This is a genomic window from Brucella haematophila (assembly GCF_005938105.1).
GTDB classification, from domain to species: Bacteria; Pseudomonadota; Alphaproteobacteria; order Rhizobiales; family Rhizobiaceae; genus Brucella; species Brucella haematophila.
This window is the reverse complement of sequence record NZ_VCPE01000004.1, coordinates 283422-296212: the sequence shown is the minus strand read 5'-3', so window position 1 is coordinate 296212 and position 12791 is coordinate 283422. Positions and strand designations below refer to the sequence as shown.

Here is a 12791-nt window from a genome sequence, read left to right as displayed (position 1 = left end):
AAAAAATAAGAAATACTCGTCGAGAAGCAGCTATAGTGCCGTGTAACAATATCTCCATGTTAAACGACACGAGTCTGAATGAGCGTTCCTCCACATATACTGATTGTCGATGACGACCCGGAAATTCGATCACTGCTGTCTCGCTATATCAGTGAGCAGGGTTTTCGTGTTTCTGTGGCGGGTGATCGACGCGAATGTGAGAAGCGGCTCACGGAGACGAACCCCAATCTGATTGTGCTGGATGTCATGTTGCCGGATGGTTCCGGCCTCGATATTTGCAGACGGCTGCGGGATCGGGAACCGAGCATTCCGGTCATTTTGCTGACGGCCTTGAAAGAGGATGTGGATCGCATCATCGGTCTGGAAATCGGCGCGGATGACTATCTTGGCAAGCCGTTCAATCCCCGGGAGCTGACGGCGCGCATCAAGGCTGTGCTGCGTCGCAGCCAGCATGTTGCCTCAACCACGAACGACGATGTGACGATTTTTCATTTCGGTGATTTCGCGCTCGACCCGCAATTGCGCAAGGTTGTGAAGCAGGATGGCGTACAGCTCGAACTGACGGCGGCTGAATTTGACTTGCTGAAAGTATTCGTGGAACGTCCGGGACGCCTGCTGTCGCGCGATCAACTGCTTGATTTCACGCAGGGGCGTGGCCGTGGCCCGCTGGATCGCTCGATTGATGTGCTCATGAGCCGGTTGCGCCGCAAGCTGGATGACAGCCAGGCCGGAGATATTTTTAAAACCGTTCGCAATGGCGGCTATCAGCTGACGGTACCCGTCAAGACGTCGGTCGTGACGCGATGAACACCTTGCGCAATCGTATCGCGCTGTTGTTGATCTGCGCCATTGTCGCCGTTGTGGGGCTTGCGACTTTTGCGGCAGACCGTGTGCTCAGCCCGCCGTCGCGCGAACTGACATCCGATCCACTGGCGCGCCAGATCATTCTGCTTGTTTCGTTGTTCGACAAGAACCCTGAGGAGGCGGAGAAGCTCGGTTTCACGCTTCAAAAGCAGCCGCTCGACAATGACGTCGATGAAAGAGGATCAAGTTTCATTTCTCGTGCACTGGCGGCGAATGGTAAAAGCTGGCCGATAGTCGTCAGCCATGCAGACACGCCGAGGACAGAGAATGTCTCTGTCAAGCTTGGTGAAGAGCAATGGTTGATCGTGCAAATTCCGCAGATGGGGCCACCGGATGGAGCGGCCCGGGTGCTGGCATTGTGGATCTGCCTGATTGTTCTGGGCAGTGCCGGCATTTCATTGTTCGCTGCCGACAAGATCACCAAACCGCTGCGTCTGCTTGAAGGCGCGGTCACGCGTATCGGGCCGGATGGCGTGCTGCCGCTGATACCCGAGACGGGATCGGGCGAGGTGCGTGCCACCGCCAAGGCTATCAACCAGCTTTCGACACGGCTTAAAACCGCGATGGAAAGTCGTATGCGGCTGGTCGCTGCCGCGGGTCACGACCTACGGACTCCCATGACGCGTATGCGGCTTCGCGCCGAATTCGTCACGGACGAGACGGAACGCGCAAAATGGCTGGCCGATCTGGAAGAACTCGATTCCATTGCCGATAGCGCGATCCGCCTCGTGCGGGAGGAAGTGGACAGCAATGGTGTGACGGAAATCTTGCAGCTTGACCGCCTCGTGAGCGAACTGGTCACCGAACTGCGGGCGATTGGCTATTCGGCGGAGTTGCAGGCAGCAAAGGGTACGCAGCCCATCATGGTGCAGGCAAACCCGATCGCGCTCACACGGGCGCTGCGCAACCTGATGATCAATGCTGCAACCCATGGTCATCACGCGGTTGTGTCGAGTGTTGAGAAGAACGGCAAGGCAATCGTTTTTATAGAAGACAACGGACCGGGTATTCCCGAGGAGATGATGGGACGCATCTTCGAGCCGTTTTTCCGGGTGGATGCGGGACGCCGCAAAATGCATCCCGGTGCAGGACTTGGACTAGCTATCGCAAAGGAGATTATCGAACGCATGGGAGGGTGCATCGATATCGCCAACAAGACGCCAAACGGTATTGCACAAACAGTGACGCTGCCGGTGGCAAAAAAAACGCTCTGTAAACAAGGTCTATAGTATGGTTCAGCCGCTGATTTCCCTTGATAAGTCTCGTCGCCTGCTCCCCGGCGCGCGGCCTTTCGGAATGGCTTTGGCAGCCGCCTCGCTGCTACTTGTGTCGGCCTGCTCGCAGGAGCAATCCCAGAATGCCAACGCCGGAAATGTGCCCAAGCCTCAGGTCAGCGTTGTGACGTTGCAGCCGCAATCGGTGTCCATCAATGCGGAAATGCCGGGGCGCACGACGGCCTCGCTGGTTGCAGATGTCAGGCCGCAGGTTGGCGGTATTATCGAGCAGAGGCTGTTCACGGAAGGCGGTGAGGTCAAGGAGGGCGACGTTCTCTACAAGATCGATCCAGCCAGCTATCAGGCTGCTTATGACAGTGCGGCGGCTGCGCTCCAGCGCGCGGAAGCAACCGTGCCAAGCGCGCAATCCATGGTGACGCGCTATCAGGGCCTGATCAAGCAGAACGCGGTCAGCAAGCAGGACCTCGACAACGCAATCGCGTCGCTGGCGCAAGCCAATGCGGATGTCGCGGCAGCCAAGGCGGCGCTTGATACCGCGCGCATCAATCTCGATTATACGTCGATCAAGGCGCCCATCGGTGGTCGTATCGACCGGTCGACCCTGACACCGGGCGCGCTGGTGACCGCCAGCCAGGATACGGCGCTGACAACGATCCGCACGCTTGATCCGATCAATGTCGATGTGACCCAATCGAGCACCAATCTTCTCAATCTGCGTCAGGCAATTCAGGACGGTCGCATCAAGATCAGCGGCGAGAATGTGAGTGTTCGCCTGAAGCTCGAAACCGGCGCCATTTACCCGCTGTCGGGCAAGCTGGAATTTGCCGAATCCGCCGTTAGTGAAACGACGGGCACCTTCACGCTCCGCGCAACATTCCCCAATCCGGATCGCCTGCTGCTGCCGGGCATGTTTGTTCGTGCACTGGTTGAAGAAGGCGTCGCGCCCAACAGTTTCCTCGTGCCGCAGCGCGGCGTGACGCGTAACGCCAAGGGCGAGCCGACGGGTCTGTTCGTCAATGCGGAAAACAAGGTCGAAGAGCGCATTCTGGAAGTGCGTCAGAGCGTCGGCAACAACTGGCTGGTCAGCAGCGGCGTTGCCGCTGGCGACCGGGTCATTGTCGAAGGTTCGCAGCTCGTCCGCGCCGGTCAGGATGTCGAGCCGGTGGATGTGACCGTCGACGATACAACAGGCGAAGTGCGCGAGCGCAAGCAGGCTCAGGCGACGGAAGATTCCGCCACCCGGCTTGCTCAGGGTCAGGCAAGCAGCGCGGCGGTGAAGGAATAGACCATGTCGAATTTCTTCATCAACCGACCCAATTTCGCTTGGGTTATCGCGATCGTCATCATGCTTGGCGGTTTGCTGGCCCTCAATTCACTGTCCATCTCGCAATATCCGCAGATCGCACCAACCACGGTGCGCATCAGCGCCACCTATGCGGGTGCGGATGCCGAAACTGTCGAAAACTCGGTTACCAAGGTGATCGAACAAGGCATGACCGGTATCGATAATCTGGATTACATGACGGCCAACTCGACCTCGACCGGGGCCGCAACGATCACGCTGACCTTCACCAGCGCGGCCGATCCGGATGTGGCGCAGATGCAGGTGCAGAACAAGCTGCAACTCGTCCAGTCTCAGCTGCCGGAGATCGTGCAGAGCACCGGGATCACGGTGAGCAAGTCGTCCGAAAGCTTTCTGATGGTCATCGGCTTTGTCTCTACGGACAAAAAGCTGACGGCGAACGACCTGGCTGATTATATCGACAGCACGCTCAACGATACGCTGAAACGCGTCGAAGGCGTTGGCGATACCCGCATTTTCGGTGCTGGCTATGCCATGCGCATCTGGCTGGACCCGGACAAGCTTACCAAATACGCGCTCATGCCGAGCGATGTAACCACTGCCATCGAGGCGCAGAACACGCAGGTTTCTGCGGGCCAGCTCGGTGCGATACCGGCTGAAAAAGGCCAGCAGCTCAATGCGACGGTGACGGCCCAGAGCCGCCTTCAGACGCCGGAGCAGTTCCGCAACATCATTTTGAAGAGCACGACCGACGGTTCGCTGGTGCGGCTGAACGATGTAGCCCGTGTGGAGCTTGGATCGGAAAGCTATACGAGCCAATCCAGCTATAACGGTCTGCCTTCGGGCGCCATCGGCATCTATCTTGCCACCGGCGCCAATGCGATCAGTACCGCCGAAGGCGTGCAGGCGGCTATTGCCGGTTTTAAGGAAACGCTTCCGACCGGAGTGGAGGTCGTTTATCCTTATGACACGACCCCGTTCGTTCGCCTGTCCATCGAGGAAGTGATCAAGACACTTATCGAAGCGATTGTTCTCGTCTTCGTCGTCATGCTGGTATTCCTGCAAAATATCCGTGCGACACTGATCCCGACACTCGCCGTTCCGGTGGTTCTGCTGGGCACTTTCGGGGTGCTGGCGATATTCGGTTATTCCGTCAATACGCTCACTATGTTCGCCATGGTGCTGGCCATCGGCCTTCTGGTGGATGACGCGATTGTCGTTGTGGAAAATGTCGAGCGCGTGATGGAGGAGGAGGGGCTTCCACCAAGAGAAGCCACGATCAAATCCATGGGCGAGATCACCGGCGCGCTGGTTGGTATCGCGACGGTTCTCTCGGCTGTGTTTATTCCGATGGCCTTCTTTGGAGGCTCGGTCGGCGTCATCTATCGACAGTTTTCGGTGACCATCGTATCGGCGATGATTCTGTCCGTGGTGGTCGCGCTGATCCTGACGCCGGCTCTGTGCGCCACGCTGTTGAAGCCGGTTCATGGGCATGCGAAGCAGCGCGGAATTTCGGGCTGGTTCAATCGCGGTTTCGACCGCACGACGAACGCCTATCGCAGCGGCGTCAGCGGAATTCTCACACGGTCTTCACGCTTCCTGGTGGTCTTCGTTTTGATCGTCATCGCCATGGGCTGGCTGTTCAACCGTCTCCCAAGCTCGTTCCTGCCGGAAGAAGATCAGGGCACGCTCATGACCAGCGTTCAGCTTCCCGTGGGGGCAACGCAGGACCGCACCGAGCGCGTCATGAAGCAGGTGACGGATTTCTACCTCAATCAGGAGAAGGATGCCGTCGAAGGCGTGATGAGCGTCATCGGCTTCGGTTATGGCGGGCAGGGGCAGAATGTCGGTCTGGCCTTTGTGCGCCTGAAAGATTTTGAAACGCGCACGACCGCCGATCTCTCGGCAAGCGCTGTTGCCGGGCGCGCCATGAAATATTTCTCGACAATTCGCGACGGTAAGGTCTTTGCGCTTGCGCCCCCGGCCATTCAGGGCATGGGCAATTCGAGCGGCTTCGATTTCTTCCTTCAGGACGTCAATGGCGCAGGCCATGCCAAGCTGATCGAGGCCCGCAATCAATTGCTGGCGCTCGCAGGCAAGAGCAGTCTTTTGTCTGGCACCCGCCCGAACGGGCAGGAAGACACGCCGGAATTCGGCATCAATATCGACCAGGAAAAAGCGAGCGCGCTTGGCGTTTCTCTGGCCGATATCAACAGTACGCTCTCCACCGCCTGGGGTAGCGCCTATGTCAACGATTTCATCGACCGGGGCCGCATCAAGCCGGTCTATATTCAGGGCGACAGCGCGTTTCGTATGCAGCCGGAAGATCTGGCCAAGTGGCAGGTTCGCAATTCGGCTGGAACCATGGTGCCGTTCTCGGCCTTCGCGACCGGCTACTGGAAATTCGGTTCGCCCCGACTGGAGCGCTATAACGGGTCGTCTGCTGTGGAAATTCAGGGTGCTGCCGCTGAAGGTGTCAGCTCTGGTGTCGCCATGGATGAAATCGACAATCTGATGACGCAATTGCCTTCCGGCTTTGCGCATGAATGGACGGGGCTTTCCTATCAGGAACAGTTGTCTGGCAATCAGGCTACGTCCCTCTATGCAATTTCGGTTCTGGTGGTCTTCCTGTGCCTCGTGGCGCTCTATGAGAGCTGGTCGATCCCGTTTGCAGTCATGCTGTCGGTGCCAATCGGCATTTTCGGTGCGCTGCTTGGGGCGACGTTGTTCGGCCAAAGCAACGACGTTTATTTCAAGGTCGGGCTTCTGACCACCATCGGCCTTGCTGCCAAAAATGCCATTCTGATTGTCGAATTTGCGATAGAGCGGCAAGCCGCAGGCATGGGGCTGGTAGAGGCGACTTTGGAAGCCTCGCGACAGCGCCTGCGACCGATCTTGATGACATCCTTCGCCTTCATTCTGGGCGTCACGCCACTGGCCATTGCAAGCGGTGCCGGTTCCGGTGCGCAGAACGCAATTGGTATTGGTGTTATGGGTGGGATGATCGCCGCAACCGTGATAGGTGTCTTCCTTGTTCCGCTGCTCTTCGTGACCGTTCGACGCGTATTCAAGGGCAAATCCAGTCAAACTCAACCGGTGTCGCCGCAGACGCAGACGGAATCAAACCATGACGACAAATGATCTTACCCGCGTTGCAGCGACTTTTGACCATGAGCCCTGCACCAGACAGGATCAGCGTGTCCGCCGCTATCTGAAGGTGCTTGGCGCCCTGTGCCTCGTTGCCACCGTCAGCGGTTGTGTGGTTGGGCCGGACTATCAGTCGCCCTTGATCAACATGCCTTCGAACTGGGGCAACAAGAAGCAGCAAAAGCCGGCAAAGCCCGCCGAGCTGGCCGAATGGTGGAAGCGGCTCAACGATCCATTGCTCAATGCTTTCGTAGAGGAAGCCGTTGCGGGCAATCTGGACGTTGCGACCGCCAAGGCTCGTGTGCGTGAAGCGCGTGCGACCTATCGCCAGTCGGTCGGTACCTTGCTGCCATCGCTGGATGGTTCTGCTTCGGCGAGCCGCAGCAAAACAGGCTCGTCGGTGAGCGGTACTTCAAGCACCAGCAACCAGTTCCAGGGCGGATTGGATGCAAGCTGGGAAATCGATCTGTTCGGCGCCAACCGCCGGTCGGTGGAAGCTGCCAAATACGGCATGGATGCTTCCGAGGAAGACCTGCGCAATACGCTCGTGACGCTGATCGGCGATGTGACGACCAACTATGTTGAAGCACGCGGTTATCAGGCCCGTATCGCGCTGGCCCGGCGGACTGCCGCTTCGCAGCGCGAGACGGCAACACTGACCCGCAACAAGTTCGAGGCGGGTGCGTCCTCGGCGGTCGATCTTTCCAATGCGTCGGGACAGGCCGCGTCGACGGAAGCGAATATTCCAGACCTAGAAGCCGCCTACGCAGCTTCCGTGCATCGCCTGTCCGTGCTGACGGGTCGCGCGCCTGCCGCACTTGCCGAGCGCATGAAAAAGGTCAAGGCGATCCCCAAGCCGAAACTGCCAATGCCGACCGGTATTCCGGCTGATATTCTGCTGTCTCGCCCGGATGTGCGGCTGGCGGAGCGCCAATATGCACAATACACGGCCAAGGTCGGTCAGGCGGAAGCTGCCCGTTATCCGAGCCTCAGCCTCACGGGTGATATTGCGACATCGGCCACCAAGATCGGCGATCTTGGCAAAAGCTCTTCGATCAGCTGGTCATTCGGCCCAACTCTCTCGGTTCCGATCTTCAATGGCGGTCAGCTCAAGGCAGCCGTCGAACTGGCGGAAGCACAGCGCGACCAGTATTTCATCGCTTATCGCTCTTCGATCCTGACCGGGCTTGAAGAAGTTGAAAACGCGATCGTGTCGCTGGCGCAGGAGCGGATCAAGTCTTCCAAGCTTGCAACCTCGGCGGGTCATTATCGCGAAGCGGCGTCGCTTGGACGTTCGCTCTATCAGTCGGGTACGCAGAGCTTCCTCGATCTTCTGGAAGCGCAGCGTTCGCTCTATTCGGCGGAAGATTCGCTGATCGCCAGCCAGGTTCTGATCACGACGGATTATATCGCACTCAACAAGGCGCTCGGCGGCGGCTGGAGCGGCGCCATCGAGGTGTCCAAACCGGAAGTGGTGGACGTGAATACGGGCCCACGTCTTCCGAAGAGACAAGCGGTGGCGGCAGCCGCCAATAACTAAACACAAACCGGTAATCCGGCCCCTTCACCCGGATTGGAAATCTTATTCCGGCATCTGTTTCCAGCCTCACAAGCGGGGCTGAGCAGATGCCGGAATTGAAAAGATTGCTGGCAATTATAGATTTCTAGTGGATTTTTCGAATCCGACACTTGATCATGCGGCCCCGTTCGGCCCGTTTCAGAGGTCACGTTCAATCCACGAGCAGATGCAAGGTTCCCTGAATGCGCTTTAAACGTCTCGTCGTCACGATCGCAGCCATCATCGCTGTGGCCGTATGCGGATATTTTTACTGGCGCAGCCAATCGGGGTCGCAATCGCAGTCGATCATGACTGTCGCTGCGGCACGCAGTGACATTGAGGTCACGGTGCTTGCCACGGGAACCGTCAAGCCCGTTCGTCTGGTTGCCGTCGGTGCACAGGCGTCGGGCCGTATCACGTCGGTGAAAGTCAAGCTCGGGCAGACCGTCAAGGCGAATGATCTCATTGCCGAGATCGACTCCACGACACAGAAAAACGATCTGCGAACATCCGAGGCATCGCTTGCCAATATGCAGGCGCAGCTCAAGGAGAAGCAGGCCACACTGGTGCTGAACCAGCAGACGCTGACACGCCAGAAATCCATGCTCGCCAAACATGCCGTATCGCAAGCCGATTACGACACGGCTGCCGCCGATCTGAATGTCACGCAAGCGCAGATTGAATCGATCAAGGCCCAGATCAAGGAAGCCGAAGTCGCCGTCGAGACCGCCAGAGCCAATCTCGGCTATACGCAGATTACCGCACCGATTGAAGGAACGGTTCTTTCCATCGTCAGCCAGGAAGGCCAGACGGTCAACGCAACACAATCCGCGCCGACCATCGTCATTCTAGGCCAGCTCGACCGGATGACGGTTTATACGGAAATTTCCGAAGCCGATATCGTCCGGGTCAAGCCGGGCCTGCCGCTGTATTTCACGGTGCTTGGCGATCAGGATCGTCGTTATGAAGCGAGCCTTGAATCTGTGGAACCGGCGCCGGAATCGATCAAGAGCGACAGCAGCTTCAGTTCTTCAAGTTCGACCTCGTCGTCATCGTCGAGCAGCACCTCGTCGGAAGCAATCTAATACAATGGCCTTTTCACCATCCCGAATGAAGACGGGCATTTGCGCACCTATATGACGGCAGAAGTTCATATCGTTCTCGGTCAGGAAAAGAATGTCCTGACCATTCCGTCTTCTGCTTTGGGCGCGCCCGATGCGGACGGTCGCTATACGGTGCGCGTGGTTGACGACAAGGGCGAAATTACACGCAAGAAGATCGAGATCGGCTTGAACAACAAGGTCATGGTTCAGGTGAAATCCGGCCTTGATGAAGGTGATCGCGTGATTAGCGGCGAACTGGCGGCAGGCTCGGCGGCGAGTTCCGGTTCGGGCGGTCGGCGCGGCCCGCCGATGGGCTTCTGATCATGACGGAACCGTTGATCCGTCTCAGAAAAGTCCGGCGGGAATATCCGTCGGGTGACAGTTCTATTGCGGTCCTCAAAGACATCGATCTCACCATTGAAGCTGGCGAGATGGTGGCGATTGTCGGCGCGTCGGGTTCGGGCAAGTCCACGCTGATGAATATTCTCGGCTGTCTGGACCGCCCCACTTCGGGCAGTTACGAAATCAACGGGCGGGAAACCGCCTCCATGGATGTCGATGAGCTGGCCGCGCTGCGGCGCGAGCATTTCGGCTTCATTTTCCAGCGTTATCATCTGCTGCCTGAGCTGACGGCAGTCGGCAATGTCGAGATACCGGCAATTTATGCCGGGATCGATCCGTCGACGCGCGCCAAGCGCGCCGGGGCCTTGCTGACACGCCTCGGCATGGGCGACCGGATGCATCACCGTCCGGGTCAGCTATCTGGCGGCCAGCAGCAGCGCGTATCCATTGCGCGTGCGTTGATGAACGACGCCAGCCTCATTCTGGCCGACGAGCCGACCGGGGCGCTCGACAAGCACAGCGGCGAAGAGGTGCTGCGCATTCTGGGCGAGCTGCATGCCGAAGGGCGCACGGTCATCATCGTCACCCATGACATGTCGATTGCCAGCAAGGCAGAACGCATCATCGAAATCAGCGATGGCGAGATCATTGCCGACCGTCCGGTGGAAAAGACCGAGATCGTCGAAAGCACCGTCAATCCCGACGATGCAACGTCGACCCGCAAGCGTTCGCTGTCGCTCTACGGTTTGATGGGGTCTATCCGCGAAGCCTTTCTGATGGCCTTGCTCTCGATGCGGGCGCACAAGCTGCGCACCTTCCTGACCATGCTCGGCATTATCATCGGCATTGCGTCGGTCGTCAGCGTGGTGGCGCTAGGGCGCGGTTCGCAGGAACGGGTTCTGGCCAATATTTCCAGTCTTGGCACCAACACGCTGGAAATTTTTGCCGGTAAGGATTTCGGCGATGTGCGATCCGGAAAAATCACAACGCTGGTGGTTTCCGACGCGATAGAACTGTCCAAACAGCCCTATGTCGCGGCCGCAACGCCGACGGTCTCGACGAACAGCACGGTGCGTTTCGGCTCACAGGAGTCCAATGCGCTGGTGAACGGCGTCAGCGAGCAATATTTTGTCGCCAAGGGCAGCAAGATTGCCGATGGGCAATTCTTCGACCGCGAAAGCGTGCGAACCACGGCTCAGGATGTCGTCATTGACCAGAACACCAAGAACGCCCTGTTTGCCGATATCAACCCGGTCGGGCAGGTGCTGCTGATCGGCAATGTTCCGGCCCGGATTGTCGGCGTGATGGAGCCGCAGCAGGGTGGCTTCGGTTCGAACCAGAATCTGTCGCTTTATCTGCCCTATACGACCGTTCAGGCGCGGTTTCTGGGCAGCAATTCACTGCGCAGCATCACCTTGCAGGTCAAGGACGGAATCGACACGGCGCTGGCCGAGCAGTCAGTCACCGAATTTCTGTTGCAGCGCCACGGCACCAAGGATTTCTATATCCTGAATACCGACGATATTCGCAAGACGATCACCAGCACGACCCAGACACTGACGCTTCTGGTGGCGGCAATTGCCATCATCTCGCTGATTGTCGGCGGCATTGGGGTGATGAATATCATGCTCGTCACCGTCTCCGAGCGCGTTTCGGAAATCGGGGTACGCATGGCGGTCGGCGGGCGGCAGAGCGATATTTTGCAGCAATTTCTGATCGAGGCTGTGCTCGTCTGCCTGATCGGTGGCGTTCTGGGTATCCTGACGGCGCTTGGCTTCGGATTGCTGTTTAGCCTGATCAGCTCGAATTTCAGCCTGATCTATTCGACCACGTCGATTGTCGCGGCCTTCCTGTGTTCGACGCTGATTGGTGTCGTGTTCGGCTACCTCCCGGCGCGAAACGCCTCGCAGCTTGATCCGGTGATTGCGCTTTCCAAGGGTTAGTGACCGCCGCCGGTGATCTTCTGCTTCGTTCGCTTGATGGTGAACCATACCAGCAGGATCACCGCCGGTATGGCGGCAAGATACAGCCCCTTGAGCACCTCTTCATTGTGGTAATATTTGCCAAAGCTCTCCAGAAACATCTTGATGATACCCAGCGCGTAATAGCTGATTGCCACGATGGAAAGGCCCTCGACGGCTTCCTGAAGTTTCACTTGTAGCGAGACGCGCTTTTCCATGGATTCGAGCAGCAGGGCGTTCTGCTGTTCAAGTTCGACCTGAACGGAGGTGCGCAACAGATCGCTGGCGCGGGATGTGCGCACTGCGCAATTCTCGATCTTCTTGTCGGCCTGATGGCAGAAGCGAACCGCAGGGCGAAAGCGGCGGTCGATGAAGACGCCGAGCCGCTGATGGCCATCGAGCCTTTGCTCGCGAATTTCTTCCAGCCGGGCAAAGACCAGATCGGCATAGGCCGCCGTGGCGCTGAAGCGTTCACGCGTTTTGCCTGAAAAATCGATAATATCTGCGGAAAGCTTGGCGATACGGTCGAGCAGGGCGTCCTGTCTGCTGGTGCCTGCGCCCAGTTCGTCGACGATTGAACGCAACCGGCTGTCGAATTTCGCGCCCTGTACGAATGCGTCCTGCGCCAAAGGCAGGCTCAGAAGGGCCATCATACGATAGTCTTCAATTTCGAGAATGCGCCGGACCATGCGCCCGGTCCGGTAGTCATTCAGTGCGCGGTTCAACACGACGATGCGCATCGCGTTGCGCTCATTCAGGCGGAAGGTCGTCCAGACTTCCGCGTCGCCAGCGCCGACTGTTGAGGCCACCGCATCGGAATGCGAACCGAGCAGTTGCTTGGCGTCATGGGTGCCAGCCTTGCCCACCAGAACTTCCACCGAGGTGATGCGCTCGCCCGGCATCTTTCCGACAAGGTCAGTCCAGGTGGCGTCCTTGAGCGGAATGACATCCGGGTCGCCGTTCCACGGCACGACATAGGTGAGCGACACAAATTCGGTGTGCATCTCCCATTTGATCTGGCCGCTGGTCGTGCGGACGATGCCGCTCTTTCCGTCGAGCGTATTGGCGCCATTGAGATCAAGCAGGGATTGCGGAATTTCGCTGATCGCATCCTGAACATAGAAGGCGTCATGCCAGACAACCGCAGGCGCGTCGAAATAGATCGACGGCCGTGCGTGAAGTTCGTTGTGGAGCTGCCGACGCATCGGATGGTCAATGATCATAGCCAGAATCCGGGAATAGAGTTCTGACTATATTTAGCCATGAATTTCGATGCGT

General features: G+C 58.1%; 7 protein-coding genes and 1 pseudogene. 7 read left to right on the top strand and 1 reads right to left on the bottom strand.

Annotated features, from left to right (window positions below; all coding sequences use genetic code 11):
• The first annotated feature begins 78 nt into the window (after positions 1–78).
• The 7 genes and pseudogenes from FGI60_RS08880 to FGI60_RS08850 all read left to right on the top strand — a co-directional run bounded on the left by FGI60_RS08880 (position 79) and on the right by FGI60_RS08850 (position 11495).
• On the top strand, positions 79–807 hold the full coding sequence (locus FGI60_RS08880) for a response regulator (RefSeq protein ID WP_138784875.1): 729 nt from the start codon (positions 79–81) through the stop codon (positions 805–807).
• Positions 804–2093: an ATP-binding protein gene (locus FGI60_RS08875; protein ID WP_138784874.1), complete on the top strand. Its 1290-nt coding sequence runs from the start codon at positions 804–806 to the stop codon at positions 2091–2093. Before FGI60_RS08880 ends, FGI60_RS08875 begins: the two co-directional genes overlap by 4 nt.
• Before the next feature lie 67 nt (positions 2094–2160).
• Complete coding sequence (locus FGI60_RS08870; protein ID WP_138784873.1) at positions 2161–3384, top strand: efflux RND transporter periplasmic adaptor subunit; 1224 nt, start codon at positions 2161–2163, stop codon at positions 3382–3384.
• A gap of 3 nt (positions 3385–3387) precedes the next feature.
• Positions 3388–6543, top strand: a complete 3156-nt coding sequence (locus FGI60_RS08865; RefSeq protein WP_138784872.1) for an efflux RND transporter permease subunit — start codon at positions 3388–3390, stop codon at positions 6541–6543.
• Complete coding sequence (locus FGI60_RS08860) at positions 6530–8089, top strand: efflux transporter outer membrane subunit (protein ID WP_138784871.1); 1560 nt, start codon at positions 6530–6532, stop codon at positions 8087–8089. Before FGI60_RS08865 ends, FGI60_RS08860 begins: the two co-directional genes overlap by 14 nt.
• A 221-nt stretch (positions 8090–8310) precedes the next feature.
• Positions 8311–9531, top strand: a pseudogene (locus FGI60_RS08855) (efflux RND transporter periplasmic adaptor subunit).
• A gap of 2 nt (positions 9532–9533) precedes the next feature.
• The gene (locus FGI60_RS08850; RefSeq protein WP_138784870.1) at positions 9534–11495 is read left to right on the top strand and encodes a MacB family efflux pump subunit; all 1962 of its coding nucleotides are present in this window, start codon (positions 9534–9536) and stop codon (positions 11493–11495) included.
• Here the strand turns inward: FGI60_RS08850 and FGI60_RS08845 are convergent.
• Complete coding sequence (locus FGI60_RS08845; protein WP_138784869.1) at positions 11492–12736, bottom strand: DUF3422 domain-containing protein; 1245 nt, start codon at positions 12734–12736, stop codon at positions 11492–11494. The genes FGI60_RS08850 and FGI60_RS08845 overlap by 4 nt on opposite strands.
• Positions 12737–12791 lie beyond the last annotated feature (55 nt).